At 72.7% G+C, this 20,470-nt stretch carries 24 protein-coding genes and 1 pseudogene; 14 read left to right on the plus strand and 11 right to left on the minus strand.

Annotated features, from left to right (window positions below):
• A partial coding sequence (locus AC07DW_RS28320; RefSeq protein WP_478860540.1) for a DNA-3-methyladenine glycosylase I occupies nucleotides 1–133 on the plus strand: 133 nt, incomplete at its 5' end.
• Nucleotides 100–201: pseudogene (locus tag AC07DW_RS28325) on the plus strand (DNA-3-methyladenine glycosylase I); the annotation flags it as partial. The gene AC07DW_RS28320 and the pseudogene AC07DW_RS28325, both read left to right, overlap by 34 nt.
• Nucleotides 202–269: 68 nt before the next feature.
• On the opposite strand, the gene chcB reads toward AC07DW_RS28325, so the two are convergent.
• Nucleotides 270–1,052, minus strand: a complete 783-nt coding sequence (gene chcB / locus AC07DW_RS28330) for a 2-cyclohexenylcarbonyl CoA isomerase (RefSeq protein WP_478860511.1) — start codon at nucleotides 1,050–1,052, stop codon at nucleotides 270–272.
• A 313-nt stretch (nucleotides 1,053–1,365) separates the two neighbouring features.
• Between chcB and AC07DW_RS28335 the strand changes: the two genes are divergently transcribed.
• Nucleotides 1,366–1,533, plus strand: coding sequence for a DUF3117 domain-containing protein (locus AC07DW_RS28335; RefSeq protein WP_003966491.1), 168 nt, complete (start codon nucleotides 1,366–1,368; stop codon nucleotides 1,531–1,533).
• Nucleotides 1,534–1,623: 90 nt separating this feature from the next.
• Here AC07DW_RS28335 and AC07DW_RS28340 read toward each other — a convergent pair whose 3' ends face one another.
• Complete coding sequence (locus tag AC07DW_RS28340) at nucleotides 1,624–2,289, minus strand: O-methyltransferase (protein WP_189552966.1); 666 nt, start codon at nucleotides 2,287–2,289, stop codon at nucleotides 1,624–1,626.
• Nucleotides 2,290–2,433: 144 nt separating this feature from the next.
• Here AC07DW_RS28340 and sigE point away from each other — a divergent pair, with 144 nt between their 5' ends.
• The 5 genes from sigE to AC07DW_RS28365 all read left to right on the plus strand — a co-directional run bounded on the left by sigE (nucleotide 2,434) and on the right by AC07DW_RS28365 (nucleotide 7,376).
• A complete protein-coding gene (sigE, locus tag AC07DW_RS28345; RefSeq protein ID WP_478860512.1) occupies nucleotides 2,434–3,195 on the plus strand; it encodes an RNA polymerase sigma factor SigE in 762 nt (253 codons plus the stop codon).
• Nucleotides 3,192–3,983 (plus strand): anti-sigma factor family protein, encoded by a 792-nt coding sequence (locus AC07DW_RS28350; RefSeq protein WP_478860513.1) that lies wholly within the window; start codon nucleotides 3,192–3,194, stop codon nucleotides 3,981–3,983. Before sigE ends, AC07DW_RS28350 begins: the two co-directional genes overlap by 4 nt.
• Before the next feature lie 92 nt (nucleotides 3,984–4,075).
• Nucleotides 4,076–5,815 carry a S1C family serine protease gene (locus AC07DW_RS28355; RefSeq protein WP_478860514.1) on the plus strand — a complete coding sequence of 580 codons (1,740 nt, stop codon included), beginning with the start codon at nucleotides 4,076–4,078 and terminating at the stop codon, nucleotides 5,813–5,815.
• A 284-nt stretch (nucleotides 5,816–6,099) separates the two neighbouring features.
• Nucleotides 6,100–6,567 (plus strand): sec-independent translocase, encoded by a 468-nt coding sequence (locus tag AC07DW_RS28360; RefSeq protein ID WP_478860515.1) that lies wholly within the window; start codon nucleotides 6,100–6,102, stop codon nucleotides 6,565–6,567.
• A gap of 128 nt (nucleotides 6,568–6,695) precedes the next feature.
• Nucleotides 6,696–7,376: a hypothetical protein gene (locus AC07DW_RS28365; protein ID WP_478860516.1), complete on the plus strand. Its 681-nt coding sequence runs from the start codon at nucleotides 6,696–6,698 to the stop codon at nucleotides 7,374–7,376.
• 73 nt (nucleotides 7,377–7,449) lie between these two features.
• Here the strand turns inward: AC07DW_RS28365 and AC07DW_RS28370 are convergent, their stop codons facing one another.
• From AC07DW_RS28370 to AC07DW_RS28380, 3 genes are read right to left on the minus strand one after another with little or no spacing between them, the layout of a single operon-like run.
• Nucleotides 7,450–8,583: an Mrp/NBP35 family ATP-binding protein gene (locus tag AC07DW_RS28370; RefSeq protein WP_478860517.1), complete on the minus strand. Its 1,134-nt coding sequence runs from the start codon at nucleotides 8,581–8,583 to the stop codon at nucleotides 7,450–7,452.
• 43 nt (nucleotides 8,584–8,626) lie between these two features.
• Nucleotides 8,627–9,196 carry a DUF1003 domain-containing protein gene (locus tag AC07DW_RS28375; RefSeq protein ID WP_478860518.1) on the minus strand — a complete coding sequence of 190 codons (570 nt, stop codon included), beginning with the start codon at nucleotides 9,194–9,196 and terminating at the stop codon, nucleotides 8,627–8,629.
• Nucleotides 9,186–10,466: a magnesium transporter MgtE N-terminal domain-containing protein gene (locus AC07DW_RS28380; RefSeq protein ID WP_478860519.1), complete on the minus strand. Its 1,281-nt coding sequence runs from the start codon at nucleotides 10,464–10,466 to the stop codon at nucleotides 9,186–9,188. Before AC07DW_RS28380 ends, AC07DW_RS28375 begins: the two co-directional genes overlap by 11 nt.
• Before the next feature lie 176 nt (nucleotides 10,467–10,642).
• On the opposite strand from AC07DW_RS28380, the gene AC07DW_RS28385 reads away from it, so the two are divergent.
• Entirely contained in the window at nucleotides 10,643–11,419 is a 777-nt protein-coding gene (locus AC07DW_RS28385) for a hypothetical protein (RefSeq protein WP_478860520.1), read from the plus strand.
• Nucleotides 11,420–11,513: 94 nt separating this feature from the next.
• Here the strand turns inward: AC07DW_RS28385 and AC07DW_RS28390 are convergent, their stop codons facing one another.
• Together AC07DW_RS28390 and AC07DW_RS28395 are read right to left on the minus strand one after the other, a co-directional pair.
• On the minus strand, nucleotides 11,514–12,020 hold the full coding sequence (locus tag AC07DW_RS28390) for a hypothetical protein (RefSeq protein ID WP_478860521.1): 507 nt from the start codon (nucleotides 12,018–12,020) through the stop codon (nucleotides 11,514–11,516).
• A 23-nt stretch (nucleotides 12,021–12,043) separates the two neighbouring features.
• Nucleotides 12,044–13,177 carry a magnesium and cobalt transport protein CorA gene (locus tag AC07DW_RS28395; RefSeq protein WP_478860522.1) on the minus strand — a complete coding sequence of 378 codons (1,134 nt, stop codon included), beginning with the start codon at nucleotides 13,175–13,177 and terminating at the stop codon, nucleotides 12,044–12,046.
• Nucleotides 13,178–13,649: 472 nt separating this feature from the next.
• Between AC07DW_RS28395 and AC07DW_RS28400 the strand changes: the two genes are divergently transcribed.
• Nucleotides 13,650–14,240 (plus strand): suppressor of fused domain protein, encoded by a 591-nt coding sequence (locus AC07DW_RS28400; protein ID WP_478860523.1) that lies wholly within the window; start codon nucleotides 13,650–13,652, stop codon nucleotides 14,238–14,240.
• 6 nt (nucleotides 14,241–14,246) lie between these two features.
• Here the strand turns inward: AC07DW_RS28400 and AC07DW_RS28405 are convergent, their stop codons facing one another.
• Complete coding sequence (locus AC07DW_RS28405; RefSeq protein WP_478860524.1) at nucleotides 14,247–15,470, minus strand: MFS transporter; 1,224 nt, start codon at nucleotides 15,468–15,470, stop codon at nucleotides 14,247–14,249.
• Nucleotides 15,471–15,639: 169 nt separating this feature from the next.
• Here AC07DW_RS28405 and AC07DW_RS28410 point away from each other — a divergent pair, with 169 nt between their 5' ends.
• From AC07DW_RS28410 to AC07DW_RS28420, 3 genes are all read left to right on the plus strand, one after another.
• Nucleotides 15,640–16,278 (plus strand): DUF6758 family protein, encoded by a 639-nt coding sequence (locus AC07DW_RS28410; RefSeq protein ID WP_478860525.1) that lies wholly within the window; start codon nucleotides 15,640–15,642, stop codon nucleotides 16,276–16,278.
• A 75-nt stretch (nucleotides 16,279–16,353) separates the two neighbouring features.
• Nucleotides 16,354–17,226, plus strand: coding sequence for a PHP domain-containing protein (locus tag AC07DW_RS28415; RefSeq protein WP_478860526.1), 873 nt, complete (start codon nucleotides 16,354–16,356; stop codon nucleotides 17,224–17,226).
• 53 nt (nucleotides 17,227–17,279) lie between these two features.
• Entirely contained in the window at nucleotides 17,280–17,885 is a 606-nt protein-coding gene (locus tag AC07DW_RS28420; RefSeq protein ID WP_478860527.1) for a MarC family protein, read from the plus strand.
• An 85-nt stretch (nucleotides 17,886–17,970) separates the two neighbouring features.
• Here AC07DW_RS28420 and AC07DW_RS28425 read toward each other — a convergent pair whose 3' ends face one another.
• Nucleotides 17,971–18,123, minus strand: coding sequence for a hypothetical protein (locus tag AC07DW_RS28425; RefSeq protein ID WP_189552983.1), 153 nt, complete (start codon nucleotides 18,121–18,123; stop codon nucleotides 17,971–17,973).
• A 177-nt stretch (nucleotides 18,124–18,300) separates the two neighbouring features.
• Between AC07DW_RS28425 and AC07DW_RS28430 the strand changes: the two genes are divergently transcribed.
• A complete protein-coding gene (locus AC07DW_RS28430) occupies nucleotides 18,301–19,212 on the plus strand; it encodes an NYN domain-containing protein (protein WP_478860528.1) in 912 nt (303 codons plus the stop codon).
• Here AC07DW_RS28430 and AC07DW_RS28435 read toward each other — a convergent pair.
• Both AC07DW_RS28435 and AC07DW_RS28440 read right to left on the minus strand, forming a co-directional pair.
• Entirely contained in the window at nucleotides 19,197–20,114 is a 918-nt protein-coding gene (locus tag AC07DW_RS28435; RefSeq protein WP_478860529.1) for an alpha/beta fold hydrolase, read from the minus strand. The genes AC07DW_RS28430 and AC07DW_RS28435 overlap by 16 nt on opposite strands.
• A 98-nt stretch (nucleotides 20,115–20,212) precedes the next feature.
• On the minus strand, nucleotides 20,213–20,470 hold a 258-nt coding region (locus AC07DW_RS28440), incomplete at its 5' end, for a hypothetical protein (protein WP_478860530.1).

Genomic DNA, 20,470 nt, shown 5'->3' on the forward strand with positions numbered 1-20,470 from the left:
GCGCTTCGTCGGCCCGACCACGGCGTACGCCCTGATGCAGGCCTGCGGCCTGGTCGACGACCACCTCGCCGACTGCGTCGCCCGCGGGGCCGGCAAGGCCGCTTCGTCGGCCCGACCACGGCGTACGCCCTGATGCAGGCCTGCGGCCTGGTCGACGACCACCTCGCCGACTGCGTCGCCCGCGGGGCCGGCAAGGTCTGACCCGCGCCGACCCGGCCGCCCGGACCGCCCCGGGCGCGACCGGGGTACCGGCGCCCCGGCCGGGAGGGTCAGCGGCCGAGGTACTTCGGCCGCTCCTTGGCGAGGAAGGCCTGCACCGCGATGCCGTGGTCCTCCGACGCGCCCGCCTTCGTCTGGAGCTCGTCCTCCTTGTCCAGCGCCTCGTCCAGCGTGTGGCACGCCCCGTACGCCAGGGACTCCTTCAGCGCCGCGTACGCCAGGGTCGGACCCTCCGCGAGGGTGCGGGCCACGGACCGGGCCTCGGCCGCCAGGTCGGCCGCCGGGACCAGCCGGGTCGCGATCCCCAGGTCGTACGCCTCCCGCGCCGCGATCGAGCGCGGGAAGAGCAGCAGATCCGCCGCCCGCCCCGGGCCCACCACCCGCGGCAGCGTCCACGAGACGCCCGAGTCGGCGGTCAGCGCCACCCCGGCGAACGAGGTGTTGAACGACGCCGTGTCGGCCACCACCCGGTAGTCCGCCGCGAGCGCGAAGCCGAGGCCGGCCCCGGCCGCCACCCCGTTCACCCCCGCGACCACCGGCTTGGGCATCCCGGCGATGGCCCGGACGATCGGGTTGTAGTGCTCCCGCACGGTGCTCATCGTGTGCTCGGTGCCGATGAGCGCGACGTGCTCCTTGAGGTCCTGCCCCACGCAGAACGCCCGGCCCGTCGCGGTCAGCAGCACGGCCCGTACGGCGGTGTCCTCCGCCGCCGCCAGCAGCGACTCCCGGAGGGCGACCTTCGCCTCGGTGTTCATGGCGTTCATGGCGTCGGGCCGGTTGAGCGTGATGGTGGCGAGTCCGTCGCTCACCTCGTACAGCACGGTGTCGGCCATGGCAGGGTCCCCTTTGCGGCTCCGGCGGTGATGTCCCGCCCAGCATGGCGGAGATCATCGCGCGCGGACATGTGACCTGCGTCAAAGAAAGCCCGGTCCGGCCGCCGGTCGCGGCGGCGAAGTATCGCAGGCGGACCGCCGAAATAGACGGTTTTGCGGGAGCGCGTTGCGCAAGCGATGCCGACCGATGTTGGTCATCGGGTCCCGCCATGCGGGATAATGACCTGGAAGCAATGTGTTCGATGCCGGTGATGCGTGCCCATGCCAGAGGGCCGTCGGCGACGATGAGCTGGTTTCAGGAAGGGGAACGAGCATGGCGGCCATGAAGCCGCGGACGGGCGACGGCCCGCTCGAGGTGACAAAGGAGGGGCGGGGCATCGTCATGCGCGTTCCGCTCGAAGGCGGCGGTCGGCTTGTCGTCGAGCTGACTCCGGACGAGGCCGACGCACTCGGCGACGCACTCAAGAAGGTCGTCGGCTGACGCGGAACGCCCCCTGTTTTTCCGAGAGCCCCGGTACGGTGCGCGGCGACGCGACCGGGCCGGGGCTCTCGCATGAAGTCCGGGCGCGGGTCAGCCCCGCCGCACCGCGCACAGCAGCCCGTCGCCCACCGGCAGCAGCGTCGGCAGCAGCTCCTGGCTCTCCCGCACCGTCCGCAGCAGCTCCCGCAGCCTGAGCACCTCGGCCGGCTGGGCCGCCGAATCGACCGTGCGGCCGTCGGCGAAGACACCCTCGAAGCAGACCAGGCCGCCCGGTCGCAGCAGACGCAACGATTCGGCGAGGTAGTCGAGGCTCTCCAGCCGGTCACCGTCGCAGAAGACCAGGTCGTACCCGCCGTCCGCGAGCCTCGGCAGCACGTCGAGCGCCCGGCCGGGGATGAAGCGCGCCCGGTTCCCCGCGAACCCGGCCGCCCGGAACGCCTGCTTGGCGAACTGCTGACGCTCCGGCTCCAGGTCCACCGTGGTCAGGACGCCGTCGGGGCGCATGCCCTCCAGCAGGTAGATCCCGGACACCCCCGTACCGGTGCCGATCTCCGCGACCGCCTTGGCGTCCGCCGTGGCCGCCAGCAGACGCAGCGCGGCGCCGGTGCCTGGCGACACCGAGGGCAGCCCCGCGTCCCGGGCCCGGTCGCGGGCCCAGCGCAGGGCGTCGTCCTCGGCGACAAAGGCGTCGGCGAACGCCCAGCTCGTCTGCCGGTTGGCGGTAATGACCCTCTCCTGTCCCCGTAGTTGGCGCAACGGTGACTGTAGCCGTTCGGGCCCGGGAACCCGCAGATGGGACCGCGCGTTAAGAAGGGGCGGGGGGAGCACATGGATCAAGAGCCGAAGACGGTCCCAAATTCACGTAAAGATTCTTATCCGGAGCTAACGGGCGAGGTGGCTATGGTAGGGGCTCCACTGGACACCACCAGAGCCGATAGGGGAGGTGCGGCTGCCCCTGTGGATCGGGGAGGAGTGCTGCGGCGCCTTCTCAGGTCGGCGGGTGAGCCGAGATCCGTGACCGACACCGCTGACCGTTCCCTGCCCGCCGACTTCGCACCCACCACCGCGACCTTCGCATCGGATGCGGAATCGCAGGCGTGGACTCCGCCCTCGTGGGAGGAGATCGTCAGCACGCACAGTGGCCGGGTCTACCGCCTCGCATACCGCCTCACCGGCAATCAGCACGACGCCGAGGACCTCACCCAGGAGGTCTTCGTCCGCGTCTTCCGTTCGCTGTCCACGTACACGCCCGGCACCTTCGAGGGCTGGCTGCACCGCATCACCACCAACCTCTTCCTGGACATGGTGCGCCGCAAGCAGCGCATCCGGTTCGACGCGCTCGGCGACGACGCGGCCGAGCGGCTGCCCAGCCGCGAGCCGTCGCCGCAGCAGGTGTTCCACGACACGCACTTCGACGCCGACGTCCAGCAGGCCCTCGACACCCTCGCACCCGAGTTCCGCGCCGCGGTGGTGCTGTGCGACATCGAGGGACTGTCGTACGAGGAGATCGCCGCGACCCTCGGCGTCAAGCTCGGCACCGTCCGCAGCCGCATTCATCGGGGCCGCTCCCACCTGCGCAAGGCCCTCAAGCACCGGTCGCCCGAGGCCCGGGCCGAGCAGCGCACCTTCGTGGCCGTGGGCGGGGAGGTCGGACCCGCGTGAGTGCCACCGGTCCGACCCCCGCGGAACAACATCTGGGGGACCGCCTCGCCGCGCTCGTCGACGGGGAGCTCGGTCATGACGCCCGCGAGCGGGTCCTCGCCCATCTGGCGACCTGTCCCAAGTGCAAGGCCGAGGCCGACGCGCAGCGCCGGCTGAAGAGCGTGTTCGCCCAGGCCGCCCCGCCGCCCCCCTCCGAGGGGCTCCTCGCCCGCCTCCAGGGGCTGCCCGGTGGCGGTCCGGGCGACGGCGACCGGGGCGGTCCCTTCGGCGGTGACGGCCCTCTCGGAGTGAGACCCGGCGCCTTCGGTTACGCCGGGGGACCGGACGCGGGCTTCCGCATCCACGAAGTGGGCCGCCAGGAGGCGGAGCGCTCACCCTGGCGCGGCCGGAGGTTCGCGTTCGCCGCCGCCAGCGCGGTGTCGTTCGCGGCGATCGCCCTGGGCGGCGCGCTGCCCACGGTCGCGACGGTGGACGCCCGGGGTGACGGCACCGGCAACAGCGTGACGCCGGTGCGGTCGTCCCAGCAGACGCAGGGCGCCGGTGACGGCCGCCGCCGCGGTGGCGGCGGGTACGGGCCGGTCAGGGTGACCGACCGCCCGGCCGGGCCCCTGGCCGCCGTGCCGCTGCACGCGGTGCAGCGCCCCGGTTCCCACCCGTTCCCGCCGCCCCCGCCGGGAGCGGTGAGCGCGCTGAACGCCACCCCGCCCGCACCGCTGATACGCCCCGCCGCCACCCGTTCGGGACCCGCTCCGTCACCGGGTTCCCTTCCGCTCCCCGCGGGGCGCTGACCCGGCCCCCTGCGCGGGGGCCGCCCGACCTGGTTGAATCCTGCTCAGGGGCGTCCCGAGGGGGCGCGGCACGGGCACGCAGCGGGGAGAACATGGACGACGGGAAGCCCACGGGGCCGAAGCCGAAGTGGTGGAGCCGCCCGGCGGGGCAGCACGGGACGGAGACGGCCACCCCCGAGGAGGGCGCCGAGCAGCCGACCCCGCCCGCCCCCGAGCCGGGCGACGTGCCGGAGGCGGCCGCGACGGCGGTCCGCCCGCAGCCGCTGCACCAGCCCGACGAGTACCGCACCCCGCCCTACGGCGAGCCGGGCCCGTGGGCGCCCGCACCGCCCGTGCAGCGGCCCATGGCGACCCCGGCGCACGGCACCGCCGTCCCGCCGGTCCACGGCGCGCCGCAGCCGGGCACCACGCTGCCCGGGCAGACCCCGCCGCCCCGCCAGCCGCAGCCCGCCGCACCGGCCCCGCACACCGCATCGGCCACCGCCACGCCGGCGCCGGCCCCGCACCCCGCACCGCCCGTGCCGCAGCAGGCGCACCCCGGGCCCGCCGCACCAGCGCCGGCCCCGCACCCCGCACCGCCCGTGCCGCAGCAGGCGCACCCCGGGCCGGCGCCCCACCTTCCGCAGACGTCGCAGTGGCTCCAGTACGACCCCTGGAGCACCCCCGGCGGGCAGCACCAGCCGCTCCTGCACCCCGGCGGGCCCGCTGGCGCGCCGCGCAAGGGGCGGCGCCGCGGCCTCGCCGTGGTCGCCGCGCTGCTCTTCGCCGGGCTCACCGGCGTCCTCGGCGGCGGGGTCGGCGCGTACGTCGAGCGGAACGGCGGGCTCACCACCGTCGAGCTCCCGCAGGCCGGTCGGGAGGACGGCGACCGCGCGCCCGACAGCGTCGCCGGCATCGCGGCCCGCGCCCTGCCGGGCGTCGTCACCCTCCACGTCAGCGGCGGCGGGGAACAGGGCACCGGCACCGGTTTCGTCCTCGACGAGCGGGGCCACATCCTCACCAACCACCACGTCGTGGACCCGGCCGGCACCTCGGGCGCCATCACGGTCACGTTCAGTGGCGGCGAGACGGCCACGGCCGAGCTGGTCGGCAAGGACAGCGGGTACGACCTGGCCGTCGTCCGGGTGAAGGGCGTCGCCAACCTCGAGCCGCTGCCGCTCGGCAACTCCGACAACGTCCGCGTCGGCGACCCGGTCGTCGCCATCGGCGCCCCCTTCGACCTCCAGAACACCGTGACCTCCGGCATCATCAGCGCCAAGGAGCGGCCCATCACCGCGGGCGGTGAGAAGGGCGACGGCAGCGACGTCAGCTACGTCGACGCCCTCCAGACCGACGCCCCGATCAACCCCGGCAATTCGGGTGGCCCGCTGCTCGACTCCAGGGCCCGGGTCATCGGCATCAACAGCGCCATCCGCGCCGCCGACACCGGCTCGGGCCTCGACGGCGGACAGGCCGGCTCGATAGGCCTCGGCTTCGCCATCCCGGTCAACCAGGGCAAGCGCGTCGCCGAGGAGCTGATCAACACCGGCCAGGCCGCCCACCCCGTCATCGGGGTGAGCCTCGACATGAAGTACACCGGCGACGGCGCCAGGGTGGGCGAGAAGGCACAGGACGGCGGTGCCTCCGTCACCCCGGGCGGTCCGGCCGCCAAGGCGGGCGTCCATCCCGGCGACGTCATCACCAGGGTGGACGGCCAGCGCGTGCACAGCGGCGAGGAGCTGATCGTCAAGATCCGCGCCCACCGCCCCGGCGACCGGCTCCGGCTCACCGTGGAGCGCGGTGGACGGGAACAGACCAAGACGCTGACGCTCGGCTCATCGGCGGGCGGCTGACCCTCCACCGCGGAGCCGCCCACCGCGGAGCCCTCCACCACGGAGCCCCCGGGGGCCACCAAGGGGCCACCACGAGGTCCCCGGGAGGTACCGACGCGACAGCCGGGCCAGGTACCGTGGTACGGGCCCCGGGCCCGGACGGCCCCGCGGACCCCGCACCACGGACATCGAACGGACCTCGAACGGACCTCGAACCACGGACCCCGAACGGACCCCGCACCACGGACGCCGCCACGGACCTCGCACCATGGACCACGGGCCGGACCCTCTGAAGGAGCAGCAAGGTGTTCAATGACATAGGCGCACTCGAGCTCGTGGTGCTCGTCGTCCTTGCCGTGCTCGTCTTCGGTCCCGACAAGCTGCCGAAGGTCATCCAGGACGTCTCCGGCTTCATCCGCAAGATCCGCGACTTCTCGGAGAGCGCGAAGCAGGACATCCGCAGCGAACTGGGCCCGGAGTTCAAGGACTTCGAGTTCGAGGACCTGAACCCGAAGACGTTCATCCGCAAGCAGCTGACGGAGAACGAGGAGCTCAAGGAGATCCGCAGCAGCTTCGATCTCAAGAAGGAGATCAACGACGTCGCCGACGCCGTGAACGGCCGTGAGCCGGACGCGTCGGTCCCGGCCGCGGTCGGGGGTGCCTCCCTCGCCGAGGGCCACGCGGGTGGTACGCACGGGGGCGCGGACCTGCTGAAGAAGGGCGACAAGCCCGCCGACGGCGACCGCCCGCCGTTCGACGCCGACGCCACCTGAGCCCCTCCCGCGCCGCTCCTACGGAAAGACCCCGCGTCGGGTGGCTATCCTCTCCATCTGTCCGGTTGCTAGAGCGCCCGTCGGGGCGTGCCGCACCGGACTCCACGAATGAGGAGGCGGCCGGGCAGATGGAGACGACGAGTCGAGTGGGGGCGCAGGGTGCCGCACCGGGCACCGCATCGGCGTCCGGGGCGGACACGCCCGCGGCCCGGCGTACGGTCGACGGTTACCTGCGGGCCTCGTTCCCCTGGTACGGGCTGGACGAGGCGTTCACCGGGCCGCGCTGGCTGATGCAGGTCGGCACGTCCGCCGACGGCACGGTGCAGCACGGCTCGATCGGCCACGGGGCCGAGCCGTCGATACGGCCGGACCGGCTCGACCCCGCCGGGGCCGAGAAGGAGCGGTTCGCGGCCGTCGTGACGGTCGCCGCGAGCCCCGTGCGCCGCAGCGGCGACGGTACGGGGGTGCTGGACGCCACCAGTGTGTCGTCCGCCGCCTGGCTGGCCGGCTCCGGGCTCCTGGCCTACACCTGGCCGCCGCAGCTGGACCACACGCTGCGGGACGACTGGCTGGACCAGCAGACCGAGGCCGCCTTCGAGCTCGCCGACGACCTGGACGGTCCGGAGTGGTCGACGCTCTCCCTGCCCGTCGACGGTGTGCCGACGCCGTTCCACTACCGGGAGTCCGAGTACGGCTGGGTGCTGGCCGGCTCGACGCCCGGCGGCGTCCACCTGGGTGCGTACGGACGGGGGATGAGCGCGTACGGCCTGGCGTTCGCGGTGGTGCGGGACATCACCGCCTACGCGTAACCGGACACACCGACCCGCGGACACGCCGAAGGGGCACCGCTCGCCGAGCGGTGCCCCTTCGCGGCGTCGGCCGTCAGAACTTGTTGCGGGGGGTGATCCCCAGCGACATGCCCGACAGGCCGCGCTGACGGCCGCCGAGCTTGCCCGCGATGGAGCGCAGTGCCGCGCCCGCCGGCGAGTCGGGGTCGGTCAGGACGACCGGCCTGCCCTCGTCGCCGCCCTCACGCAGCCGTACGTCGATCGGGATGGAGCCCAGGACCGGGACGGCGGTGCCGGTGGTCTTCGTCAGGCCGTCGGCGACCCGCTGGCCGCCGCCCGTGCCGAAGACGTCGACCATCTCGTCGCAGTGCGGGCAGGGCAGGCCGGACATGTTCTCGACGACACCCACGATCTTCTGGTGGGTCTGCACGGCGATGGAGCCGGCGCGCTCGGCGACCTCTGCCGCCGCCTGCTGGGGAGTGGTGACCACCAGGATCTCGGCGTTCGGCACCAGTTGCGCGACGGAGATCGCGATGTCGCCGGTGCCCGGCGGCAGGTCCATCAGCAGGACGTCCAGGTCGCCCCAGTACACGTCCGCGAGGAACTGCTGGAGTGCCCGGTGCAGCATGGGGCCGCGCCAGACCACCGGCGCGTTGCCGGGGGTGAACATGCCGATGGAGATGACCTTCACGCCGTGTGCGGACGGCGGCATGATCATGTTCTCGACCTGGGTCGGACGGCCGTCGGCGCCCAGCATGCGCGGCACGCTGTGGCCGTAGATGTCGGCGTCCACGACACCGACCTTCAGCCCGTCCGCGGCCATCGCGGCCGCCAGGTTCACGGTGACGGACGACTTGCCGACACCGCCCTTGCCGGAGGCCACGGCGTACACCCGGGTCAGCGAGCCGGGCTTGGCGAACGGCACCTCGCGCTCGGCCGTGGTGCCGCGCAGCGCGGCGGCGAGTTCCTTGCGCTGCTCGTCGCCCATCACGTCGAGTGTCACGTCGACACCGGTGACGCCCTCCACGCGGGAGACCGCCTCGGTCACGCGCGTGATGATCGTCTCGCGCATGGGGCAGCCGGAGACCGTGAGGTAGACGGTGACGGCGACCGCCCCGTCCGCACCGATCTCCACCGACTTGACCATGCCGAGCTCAGTGATCGGTCGGTTGATCTCGGGGTCGTTCACCGTCGCCAGTGCTTCGCGCACCGCGTCTTCCGTAACCATACGGAGATGGTACGGCGCCGGACCCTGCCCCCGGAAAGCCCTGTCAGCGGTCGGGTTCGTCACTCCCTCGGGACGCGCCGGGCGGGAATAGATCCCGCCGGTGGTCCCGGCGGCCGTCCCGGCGCTCGTCGAGCTCCCGCACCAGGTCCTCCAGCTCGGAACGGATCCAGTCGCGGGTGGCGACCTCGCCGAGGCCCATCCGCAGGGCCGCGATCTCCCTCGTCAGGTACTCCGTGTCGGCGATGGACCGCTCGTTCTGTTTGCGGTCCTGCTCCAGGTTGACCCGGTCCCGGTCGGCCTGCCGGTTCTGCGCCAGCAGGATGAGCGGGGCGGCGTAGGAGGCCTGGAGCGACAGGGCGAGGGTCAGGAAGATGAAGGGGTACTCGTCCCAGCGGAGGTCGTCGGGCGCCGAGATGTTCCACACCACCCAGACGACGACGATCACCGTCATCCAGACCAGGAACCGCCCGGTGCCGATGAAGCGGGCGACCCGCTCCGAGAGCCGCCCGAAGGCCTCCGGGTCGTACGCCGGCAGCAGCTTGGGCCGCCGGATGCGCGGCTGGTCCAGCCGGATGCGGGGCGAGGGCGGCTCGCCGGGACGCTCATGCGCCATGCGCGGCCTCGCTCTCGCCCTCCGGCTCGAACTCCGTCTCCCGCCAGTCGTCGGGCAGCAGGTGGTCGAGCACGTCGTCGACGGTGACCACGCCGAGCAGCGACCCGCTCTCGTCCACCACCGGGGCGGCGACCAGGTTGTAGGTGGCGAGGTAGCTGGTCACCGAGGGCAGCGGGGTGTCGGGGGACAGCGGCGCCAGGTCGGTGTCCGCGATCGCCGACACCAGGGTGAAGGGCGGGTCGCGCAGCAGCCGCTGGAAGTGCACCGTCCCGAGGTACTTCCCGGTCGGCGTCTCGTCCGGCGCCCGGCACACGTACACCTGGGCGGCGAGGGCGGGGGAGAGGTCCTGCTGGCGGACCCGCGCCAGCGCGTCGGCGACCGTCGCGTCGGGGCGCAGCACGATCGGCTCGGTGGTCATCAGACCGCCCGCGGTGCGCTCCTCGTACGACATCAGACGGCGTACGTCGGCGGCGTCGTCCGGCCGCATCAGCGTCAGCAGCCGCTCCTTGTCCTCCTCGGGGAGCTCGGACAGCAGGTCGGCGGCGTCGTCGGGGTCCATGGCCTCCAGGACGTCGGCGGCCCGCTCCTCCTTGAGCTTGCCGAGGATCTCGATCTGGTCGTCCTCCGGCAGCTCCTCCAGGACGTCGGCGAGCCGGTCGTCGTCGAGGGCGGCGGCGACCTCGGCGCGGCGCTTGGGGCTGAGGTGGTGCAGCACGTTGGCGAGGTCGGCCGGGCGCATCCGCTCGAACGTGGCGACCAGGCTCTCGGCGCCCTGCCCGTGCTCCTCCAGCGAGAAGCCGGTGACGGCCGACCACTCGACGGTGAGCGTCTCGCCCTTGCGGCGCAGCGCCCCGCCGCCGCCCCGGCGGACGAAGACCTTGTCGATCTCCCAGTCGCGGCGCGCCGGGAGCTGCTGGATGGCCACGTCGAGGACGGTCACCTCCGCGCCGTCCTCGACCAGCCGGACCCGGCGGTCGAGCAGCTCGCCCAGCACGAGCCGCTCGGTGGGGCGCTGCTCGAAGCGGCGCACGTTGAGCACGCCGGTGGTGATGACCTGGCCGGACTCCACACCGGTGACCCGGGTCATGGGCAGGAAGATCCGGCGGCGCCCGATGACCTCCACGACCAGGCCGAGCAGGCGGGGCGGGCGGCGGCCGACGCGCAGCATCGCGACGAGGTCGCGCACCCGGCCGACCTGGTCCCCGTTCGGGTCGAAGACCGGGACGCCGGCGAGGTGTGAGACGAAGATCCGGGAAGCGCCCGCCGCCATGCCGCACACCTCCTCGTATGCCGGGATTCTCAGGCTTTATGACGGTTCAGGCTAGCCCGTCCTGGTGCGGGTCGCCCAGGCAGGGCGTCCGTACGGCTCTCTGCCGACGGTCGTATACGGCACGGGTACGCTGCGGTCTGCCAACCCCCCACGGTTTGACGAGAGGCAGTGCGCTGGTGACTTTTCTCGCCCCGGCTTCGCGCGCCCGCCGGGCCGCTCTCCCCGTCGCGCTGTGCGTCGGACTGTCCGCGGTGCTCACCGCCTGCGGTGAGGAACCGCCCGATCCGGACGCCGGTACGAACGGCGTGGGCAAGCTGCCCGCCGCCGCGATCGAGTCGAAGGCGCGGGCGGCGGCGGGCGGGGCCCGGGCGGTACGCCTGTCGGGCACGCTGGTCAGCAAGGGCGGCACGTACGAGCTGAACATGCGGCTGAACCGCACCGGCGCGGCCGGCTCGGTGGTCACCAGGACGTCCACCTTCGAGCTGCTGCGGGTCGGGGACGCGCTGTACCTGAAGGCGGACGCGGACTTCTGGGCGAGCGCGACGGACGGCGAGGACGACGAGCCGGACGACTCCGGTACGGAGGCGGCGGACAAGCTCGGCGACAAGTACGTGAAGGTGCCCGAGGACGACCCCTCGTACAAGCAGCTGCGCGGCTTCACGGAGATGAACGTTCTGCTCGACGGGCTGCTGGAGCTGCACGGCGACGTCGTCAAGGGTGACCGCTCCAAGATCGGCGGCATCCGTACGATCAAGGTGGCCGGCGGGCCCAAGGGGGAGGGCGGCACCCTCGACGTGTCCCTGGAGGGCACGCCGTACCCCCTCCAGTTCGCCCGTGGCGGCGGCGCGGGCGTGGTCGTCCTCTCGGACTGGAACAAGGTCTTCCCGCTGACCGCCCCGTCCAAGGACGAAACCCTCGACTACGGCCGCCAGCTCCCCCGCACCAGCGACTGACCCCATGACCGGGCCCCGGCGTCCTTCAAGGGGTGTCCGGAAACTATCGGCGTCCGCCCCAAGGGCGGGCCGGGCGTGACTTTCCGGACCCTCCCTAGCGCTTGCGGCGCTTCAGCAGCAGGCGGGGGAGCGCCGCCGGGACCGGGTGCCGGGTGGTGACCGGCGTGGGGAGCGGGGGCGCCGCCAGCGAGCCGTCCGGGTGGGCGGTCGTCGCGTCCCGCGGGGTGAGCCGCAGCACCCGGCACTCGCGCGCCCAGCGGTCGGTCATCGTCTCCGCGTCCGGGGCGTTCAGCCGCTTGCCCTTCAGCTCCGCGACCGCCGCCTCCCACGCCTCGGAGCCGGCGGCCAGCTCCGTCACGGTGGCGGTCCAGGCGATCAGGCGGCCGCCCTTGTCCTTGCTGCGTACCGTCACCTCGGCCGTGGAGCCGTCCGCGAGCCCCGGCAGCGGCTGCTCGCCCGGGCCGTCACCGACGACGTACGCCGCCCCGTCGAGCCACACGTGCCACAGCGCGCGGGCCGGGCCCCCGCCCCGTACCCAGACGAGGCCGGACTTCTTGGTGGCCTCCTCGACGAGGGCCTGGTCGAGCAGTGCGTCAGTCATAACCCGCAGCTTAGCCAGTCGGGCTACAGCCAGCCGTTGCGCTTCAGCGTGCGGTGGATGGCGAAGCAGATGCCGATGATCCCGGTGAGCACCATCGGGTAGCCGTACTTCCAGTGCAGCTCCGGCATGTGGTCGAAGTTCATGCCGTACACCCCGCACACCGCGGTCGGCACGGCCACGATCGCCGCCCAGGACGTGATCTTGCGCATGTCCTCGTTCTGGGCGACCGTCGCCTGCGCCAGGTTGGCCTGGAGGATCGAGTTCAGCAGCTCGTCGAAGCCGATCACCTGCTCCTGGACCCGTGCCAGGTGGTCGGCGACGTCCCGGAAGTACTTCTGGATGTCGGGGTCCACCAGCCGCATGGGCCGCTCGCTCAGCAGCTGCATCGGCCGCAGCAGGGGGGACACGGCCCGCTTGAACTCCAGTACCTCGCGCTTGAGCTGGTAGATCCGCCCGGTGTCGGTGCCGCGCGTGGAGCCTTTCGCCGGTGGCGAGAAGACGTCGATCTCGATCTGGTCGATGTCGATCTGCACCGCGTCGGCGACCGCGATGTAGCCGTCCACCACGTGGTCGGCGATCGCGTGCAGCACCGCCGACGGCCCCTTTCCCAGCAGCTCCGGCTCACCCTCCATCCGGTGCCGGAGGTTGCGCAGCGAGCCCTGCCCGCCGTGCCGCACCGTGATGACGAAGTCCCGGCCGGTGAAGCACATCACCTCACCGGTCTCGACGACCTCGCTGGTGGCCGTGAGTTCGGCGTGGTCGACGTAGTGGATGGTCTTGAAGACGGTGAACAGCGTGTCGTCGTACCGCTCCAGCTTGGGCCGCTGGTGGGCGTGGACCGCGTCCTCCACGGCCAGCGGGTGCAGTCCGAACTCCGCGGCGATACCGGCGAATTCGGCCTCCGTCGGCTCGTGCAGGCCGATCCACGCGAAGCCGCCGCCGTCGCGCACCTGCCGCATGGCCTCGCGCGGGGTGAGGCAGGCGTCGGTGGCGTGGTCCTTCAGCCGGCGGCCGTCGCGGTAGACGGCGCAGTCGACGACCGCGGTGGACGTCGACGGGTCACGGGTCGCGTCGTAGGAGTTGTACGTGTTGTAGGGGGCACTGCTCTTGCGCAGGGACGGGCGGACCGCTGCGCGCAGGTCACGGATCATCGACATGGCTGGCTCCTTCACGGAGAGGCCGTCGCGGGGCGTGGCACAGCCCGGAATGAGGACGTGGCGTTCCTTACGTCCGCAAAGCGGGCGGCACCGCGGGATCGCGGTGACGGCGTTCGCTACAGACAGGCAAAACGGTGTGCTCTTCCGTCGTGCGAATAGCCATGACCTCACTCCCACGCTCCACGAGGACGAGCGTGAACGGGCAGGCGGAATGCCTCTCAGGTCACAGAGAAAAGCCGCGGGCGGAAGGGCGGTTGGTACTGCACGGTCGACTTCGATCCACCGCAGCCCCACCTCCTCCGGCCGGTCCCCCGTGGGGGACGACGTGTTGTCGGGACGGGGAAGCGTCTCCCCGGCCAGCGCTGGGACGTACCCAGGCGTGCTGTCCCGACCAGCAGACGGCCAACACTATCAGCCGACTGAGAGTCAATCCCTTACTTTGCCCCTTCCATACGCGCTCTATGCTCCCCGCATGGGAGAAGTTCTTGCTCTGGTCGAGGCCCGGTTGCGTACCGCCCTCGGTGAACCGGACGCGCGCGCCGCGGTGACCTTTCTCGGCACCGACCGCATCGAGGTCCTCCGCTTCCCGGACGCCGCTCTCGGCCTGGTGAGGTACGCCACCCTCGGCATGTCGGCCCAGCCGATGACCGATCCGACCGCCGCGCTCGCCGACCCGGTGAAGGGCCCGCGCGCGGAGCTGCTCCTCAGCGTGCGGGCGGGGCTCGCCGACACCGACAAGGTGCTGCGGCCGCTCGCGGTGCTCGCGGCCTCGCCGCAGGTCGAGGGCGTGGTCGTGGCGCCGGGCGCGTCGCTGGACACCGGCGAACCCCTGTGGCCCGCCGCGCCGTTCACCTCCGTGCTGGTCGCGGAGGCGGGCGGCCTGGTCGAGGACCTGGAACTGGACGCGCCGATGGACCCCGTGCGGTTCCTGCCGCTGCTGCCGATGACGCCCAACGAGGCGGCGTGGAAGCGGGTGCACGGCGCGCAGGCGCTCCAGGAGCGGTGGCTGGCGGCGGGTACGGACCTGCGCGATCCGCTGCGCGGGCCGGTGGACCTCGGCTGACGCGGGTCAGTCGGCCGCGAGGGCGGGCAGCGGCCGGGCCGCCCGGTGCTCCTCGGCCTCATGGGTGAGCGAGCGCCGGCGCGCCCACACGATGCCCGCGCCGATCGCGGCCGCGACGCCCGCCACCACGAACGGCATGTGGACGTCGCTCCACTCCTCGATCCTCGGGGCGAGCCAGGGCGCGGCCGCCGCGGCGAACCAGCGCACGAAGTTGTATCCGGCGCTGGCCACCGGGCGCGGGGCGTCCGACACGCCGAGGGCGAGTTCGGTGAAGACGGTGTTGTTCACGCCGATGAAGGCGCCGGACAGGACCGTGCAGACGATCGCGGTGGTGTGGTCCCCGTACCCGAGGACGACGACGTCGGCGGCGAGCAGGAGCAGGGAGCCCCCGAGCACCTTCAGGGAGCCGAACCGCTCCTGGAGGCGTGGGGCGACCAGCACGGAGAAGACCGCGAGCAGGACGCCCCAGGCGAAGAACACCGCGCCGGACTTGTAGGGCGTCATGTTCAGCACGAACGGGGTGAAGGCGAGCACCGTGAAGAAGGCGTAGTTGTAGAAGAACGCCGAGGCGGCGGCGGACGCCAGCCCGCCGTGGCCGAGCGCCCGGAGCGGGTCGAGCAGCGACGTCCTGCGGGCGGGCCTCGGCTGTTCCCGCAGGAACGCGGCTATGCACAGGAACCCCACCGCCATCAGCGCGGCCGTGCCGAAGAAGGGGTAGCGCCAGCTGGCGTCGCCCAGGACGGCCCCCACCAGGGGCCCGCAGGCCATGCCGAGGCCGAGGGCCGACTCGTAGAGCAGGATCGCCGCCGCGTTGCCACCCGCCGCGGCGCCGACGATCACGGCGAGCGAGGTGGACACGAACAGCGCGTTGCCGAGCCCCCATCCGGCCCGGAAGCCGACCAGCTCGCCGACCGACCCCGACGTACCGGAGAGGGCGGCGAAGACGATCACCAGTGCCAGTCCGGCGAGGAGCGTCCCGCGGCCGCCGATGCGGCTGGAGACGAAGCCGGTGAGCAGCATCGCCACGGCGGTGATGAGGAAGTACGAGGTGAACAGCAGCGACACCTCGCTGGGTGTGGCCCGCAGGCCCTGGGCGATGGACGGCAGGATCGGGTCCACCAGGCCGATGCCCATGAAGGCGACGACGGACGCGCCGGCGGTCGCCCAGACGGCCTTCGGCTGCCGCAGGATGCTGCCGGCCCCTTCGTCGAACGGGTCCTTCTCTCGCATGTCCGCTCCCTCCGGGCGACCGTGCGCCCACAGTTGGCTGCTCTATACACATAATAAGTTAGGGACCCTAATGGATGCAACGTACATTCATATGCCGGTGGGGCGGGCGGCACACCGGAGGGGTGATCGTCCTTGACGGGGCGACGGCCGGGGAGGACCGTTGAACCCTATGAGGGGCGAACCCAGTTGCCCGAAGTGCGGAGGCCGGGTCCGGGCGCCCGGTCTCTTTTCCGACTCCTGGCAGTGCGACGTGCACGGCGCCGTGCATCCGCTGCAGCCCGTGATACCGCCCAGCGTCGAGGCGCTCGGCGTCGTCACGCACCGGGCGCAGGTGCCCGTCTGGATGCCGTGGCCGCTGCCGGTCGGCTGGCTCTTCACCGGCGTCGCCTACGCGGGTGACGACCGCAGCGGCGGCCGCGCCACCGTCGTCGCCTGCTCGGGACCCGCCCCGCTCGGCGGCGTCGGCGAACTGCTCCTGGTCGCCGAGGAGCCCGGCATCGGCCTGGGCGCGCGGTACGCCGGGCTCGACGGCCCCGACCCGGGCCCCCACATGTGCACCGGCACCCGGCCGCAGGCCAAGGTCCTCGCGGCCGGCCGCCCCACCCCGCTCTGGCACGTCAGCGACGCGCCCGACGACCGCGCCGTCTTCGCCGGCGAGGCGCGGGGCCTGTGGCTGTGGGCCGTCGTGTGGCCCGAGAAGTCCGGGCTGCTGATGTACGACGAGCTCGTCCTGACGGACCTGCGCGAGGCGGGCTCGGAGGTGGAACTGCTGCCGTGCGGCGCGCTGAGCCCCAGACTGCTGGACTGACGGGCGGGACCCCGGGCGGAACGCCGGTATCCTCTTAGGCGTCCCCCGTCCGTCCCGAGCCCCGGAGTCCGCGTCGTGCGCATCGACCTGCACACCCACTCCACGGCCTCCGACGGCACGGACACCCCCGCCGAGCTCGTGCGCGCCGCCGCCGATGCCGGGCTCGACGTCGTCGCGCTGACCGACCACGACTCCACCCGCGGCCACGCCGAGGCGGTGGCCGCACTCGCCGACCTCGACCGGGACCTCACCCTGGTCACCGGCGCCGAACTCTCGTGCCGGATCGACGGCGTCGGCATGCACATGCTCGCGTATCTCTTCGACCCCGACGAGCCCGAGCTGGCCCGCGAGCGCGAGCTGGTGCGCGACGACCGCGTCCCGCGCGCCCAGGGCATGGTCGCCAAACTGCGGGAACTCGGCGTGGACGTCACCTGGGAGCGGGTCGCCGCCATCGCCGGCGACGGTTCCGTCGGCCGGCCGCACATCGCCGAGGCGCTCGTCGAACTGGGCGTCGTACCCACCGTCTCCGACGCCTTCACGCCCCAGTGGCTCGCCGACGGCGGCCGGGCCTACGTCGAGAAGCACGAGCTCGACCCGTTCACCGCCATCCGGCTCGTCAAGGCGGCCGGCGGCGTGACCGTCTTCGCCCACCCCGGCGCCGCCAAGCGCGGCCGCACGGTGCCGGAGCCGGTCATCGCCGAGCTGGCCGCGTACGGCCTCGACGGCATCGAGGTCGACCACATGGACCACGACGGGCCGACGCGCGCCCGCCTGCGCGGGCTCGCCGCCGAACTGGGCCTGCTGACCACCGGGTCCAGCGACTACCACGGCACCCGCAAGACCTGCCGCCTCGGCGACTTCACCACCGACCCCGAGATCTACGGGGAGATCACGCGCCGTGCCACCGGCGCGTTCCCGGTGCCGGGCACCGGCGGACGGCGGGCGTAACCCCCGCATCCCGGCACTTCCTCTGTACGACCCTCTCCCCGCAAGGCCTCACTGTGTTCGACGTCGCCGTCTTCGGCTCCCTGTTCCTCACCCTTTTCGTCATCATGGATCCCCCCGGGATCACCCCGATCTTCCTCGCCCTGACCTCCGGCCGCGCCACCAAGGTCCAGCGCCGGATGGCCTGGCAGGCCGTCGCCGTCGCCTTCGGCGTGATCACCGTCTTCGGCATCCTGGGCCAGCAGATCCTGGCCTACCTGCACGTCTCCGTACCCGCCCTGATGATCGCCGGCGGACTGCTCCTGCTGCTCATCGCACTCGACCTGCTGACCGGCAAGACCGACGAGCCCCAGCAGACCAAGGACGTCAACGTCGCCCTCGTCCCGCTGGGCATGCCGCTGCTGGCCGGTCCCGGCGCCATCGTGTCCGTGATCCTCGCCGTGCAGCACGCCGACGGGGTGAGCGGCCAGGTGTCCGTCTGGGCGGCGATCGTCGCCATGCACGTCGTGCTGTGGCTGACCATGCGCTACTCGCTGCTGATCATCCGGGTCATCAAGGACGGCGGCGTGGTGCTGGTGACCCGGCTCGCCGGAATGATGCTGTCGGCGATCGCCGTGCAGCAGATCATCAACGGGGTCACCCAGGTCATCCGGGGGGCCTGAGACGGCACCGCGCCCCCGTACGGATTCCGCCACCCACGGGGTGGCCGGAGTCCGCGCGGGGGCGCGGTGGCGGGTGTCGCGCCGGTTACGAGGCCGTGGTCGCGGCCGGGCGGATCCAGATGCGCTGGCCGATCGAAGCGGCCTGCTGCACGATTCCGTTGACGGAGGCGGCGTCCACGACGGTGCTGTCCACGGGCGTGCCGTCGACGTCGTCGAGTCGCAGAATCTCGAAGCGCATGGGCTTCTCCCTTCGTCCTGAGTTGATCCTCCGGTAGGAGAACTGTGTTCGGTACTAGTCCTGCCAACGACTTGTAGGGGGCAAACATTCCCTACGCTAAAGAAAATTTTCGGACTGCTAAGTAATGACCGGCCGGTGTTGGCGGGCACCCGCGCGGCGGCGGACAATGGCCCCCGTATGAACCACGACCCGGACACCCCCAGCCCCACCGATCTCGGCATCCGCCTGGAGCGCACCAATGAGCTCCTGGAGCGGATGCTGGCCGAGGTGGCCAAGACTCCCTCGACACACGCCATCTTCGTCGACGCCGGTTACGTCCATGCTGCGGCCGGGTTGCTTGTGGCGGGCACCGAGGACCGCCGCTCCTTCGACCTGGACGCGGAGGGGCTCATCGAGGCCTTCATCGACAAGGCCCGCACGATCTTCGCGGACAGCCGCCTGCTGCGCGTCTACTGGTACGACGGCGCCCGGCGCCGCATCCACACCTCCGAACAGCAGGCCATCGCCGAACTGCCCGACGTCAAGGTCCGGCTCGGCAACCTCAACGCCAACAACCAGCAGAAGGGCGTCGACTCCCTGATCCGTTCGGACCTGGAGTCGCTGGCCCGCCACCGCGCCATCAGCGACGCCGCGCTGGTCGGCGGCGACGAGGACCTCGTCCCGGCGGTCGAGGCGGCCCAGGGCTACGGCGCCCGCGTCCACCTCTGGGGCATCGAGGCGGCCGAGGGCCGCAACCAGGCCGAGCCGCTGCTCTGGGAAGTCGACAGCACCCGCACCTTCGACCTCGACTTCTGCCGCCCCTACGTCACACGGCGGCCGGTGACGACGTACGAGAGCGAGGGCGAGCCTCCGCCGTCACGCGACGAGGTGCGCCTCCTGGGCGCGCACATCGCCGCGACCTGGCTGGGCGAGCGGGGCTCAGAGGCGCTGGCCGAGCTGCTGCCCGGCCACCCCTACCTGCCCGGCCCGGTCGATCAGGACCTGCTCGTCGAGGCGGAACGGCGACTGGGCCGGTCCCTGCGCGGGCACGCCGTGCTGCGGCGGTCGCTGCGGGACGGTTTCTGGCAACAACTTCAGTCGCGGCTCTGACGGTCCCGGCCGTCGCCGTGCCGGTCGTCCTCGGGACGGTGCGGATGCCGGTCCCAGAACCCCGCCACGGCCGTCGCGGTCTCCACCGGCCGGTCGGTGTTCGGCGAGTGCTCGGCGCCCTCGATACGCGTCCGGTGGGCGCCCAGCCGGTCCGCCATCGCGTCGAGGAGCGGCACCGGCCAGGTGTCGTCCCGGACGCCCGAGAGGACGTGCACGGGCAGGCGCGGCCGTACCGCGGCCAGCTCGTCGACCCGGTCCGGCTCGGTGGTCAGCCGGCGACCGGTCGCCAGGAGCTGCGCGGGGTTGTGCAGCAGCCAGCGGCGGCGGAGGTCCTCGCGGTGGCTGCCCGCATCGTCGGCGTCCTCCGGCGGGTCGAGGGCGCGCATGGCCTCCCACACCTCATCCATGGTCATCACCGCCAGCGCGTCGCTCAGCAGCTTGATCTTCTGCTGCTGGGCCGGTTCGACCTGCGCAGGACCCGACGACATCAGCGTGAGCGTGGTGAACGGCGCCGCGTCGAGCAGGACGGCCGCACGGGCGATCTGCCCGCCGAGGGAATGCCCGAGCAGGTGGATCCCGGCCCCGCCGAGGGCCGCCGCCTGGGCCAGTACGTCACACGCCAGCTCCTCCTGCGCGTACGCCTGCTGGTCGGCGGGGCCCGGCGTCTCGTACTGCCCGCGACCGTCCACGGCCACGGCACGGTAACCGGCGTCGGCGAGCGGCCGGAGCATGGCGATGAAGTCCTCCTTGGACCCGGTGTACCCGGGCAGCAGGAGGGCCGTCCCCTTCGCCTCCGTACCGTCGGCGGGCGCCGCGTCCAGGACGGCGAAGTCACCGCGTGACGTGCGGAGGGCGCGGGCACGGGCGCAGGGGGGCGGGGTGAAGGTGGGCGGACGGCTCATGGCACGAGGCTAGCGGGGACCGGGCGGCGACGTGGACATGGCGACGGCCCCGCCCCGGGAAGGGGCGGGGCCGTCACTCGTGTGCCGGTGGGCCGTCGTCAGCTCTCGGGCTGGGCGGCGACCGCCTTGGTCGCCCGGCGCCGGCGCGGCTTGGCTTCCGCGACCGGTTCGGTCGCCGTCTCCGTGGCCTCGACGGCCGGTTCGGCGGCCTTGCGGGTGCGGGTGCGGCGGGGCTTGGTCTCGGTGACCGGTTCGGTCACCGTCTCCGTGGCCTCGACGGCCGGTTCGGCGGCCTTGCGGGTGCGGGTGCGGCGGGGCTTGGTCTCGGTGACCGGTTCGGTCACCGTCTCCGTGGC

This window comes from Streptomyces sp. NPDC045701, assembly GCF_056432045.1.